Origin of the sequence: Stenotrophomonas sp. 3diitr2024 (assembly GCF_042136455.1) — a bacterium.
In the GTDB taxonomy this organism is placed as follows: Bacteria; Pseudomonadota; Gammaproteobacteria; order Xanthomonadales; family Xanthomonadaceae; genus Stenotrophomonas; species Stenotrophomonas sepilia.
The window spans coordinates 1-377 of record NZ_JBHHMJ010000837.1; the positions used below are offsets into that span (position 1 = coordinate 1).

At 66.6% G+C, this 377-nt stretch carries 3 pseudogenes; 1 reads left to right on the top strand and 2 read right to left on the bottom strand.

Going from position 1 to position 377, the window contains the following annotated elements:
* A pseudogene (locus tag ABGA94_RS22245) lies at positions 1–141 on the bottom strand (sodium:calcium antiporter); the annotation flags it as partial.
* Between ABGA94_RS22245 and ABGA94_RS22250 the strand changes: the two are divergent.
* Positions 131–259 (top strand): annotated as a pseudogene (locus ABGA94_RS22250) (molybdenum cofactor biosynthesis protein MoaE); the annotation flags it as partial. The pseudogenes ABGA94_RS22245 and ABGA94_RS22250 overlap by 11 nt on opposite strands.
* On the opposite strand, the pseudogene ABGA94_RS22255 reads toward ABGA94_RS22250, so the two are convergent.
* Positions 249–377, bottom strand: a pseudogene (locus ABGA94_RS22255) (ABC transporter ATP-binding protein); the annotation flags it as partial. The pseudogenes ABGA94_RS22250 and ABGA94_RS22255 sit on opposite strands and share 11 nt — an antisense overlap.

Sequence of the window (377 nt, forward strand, 5' to 3'; positions counted from 1 at the left end):
GGGGGCGGCGACGGCGGCCACCGCCAGGGTCAAGCCCAGATTGACGATGCTGCTGCCCACTGCATTGCCCAGTGCCAGCTCCGGTTGGCCGACCGCCAGCGCACGTGCGTTGACCGCCAGTTCCGGCAACGAGGTGGTCAAGCACCAGTGCCCGATCTGGAAGCAGGAACATTACGAAGACGGCGACAGCGCGTGGAGCGAGGGCTGCAGCCTCTGCCACGCGGACAGTGAACCTGCACATGCCCATGACCATGCGCACGTGCGTAGCGATGCAGGATGTCGATCACGCGCTGGCCGTTCTCGGCATCCAGCGCGCTGGTGGGTTCGTCTGCGAAGATCAGGGTCGGCGACTTGGCAAACGCGCGGGCAACCGCCAC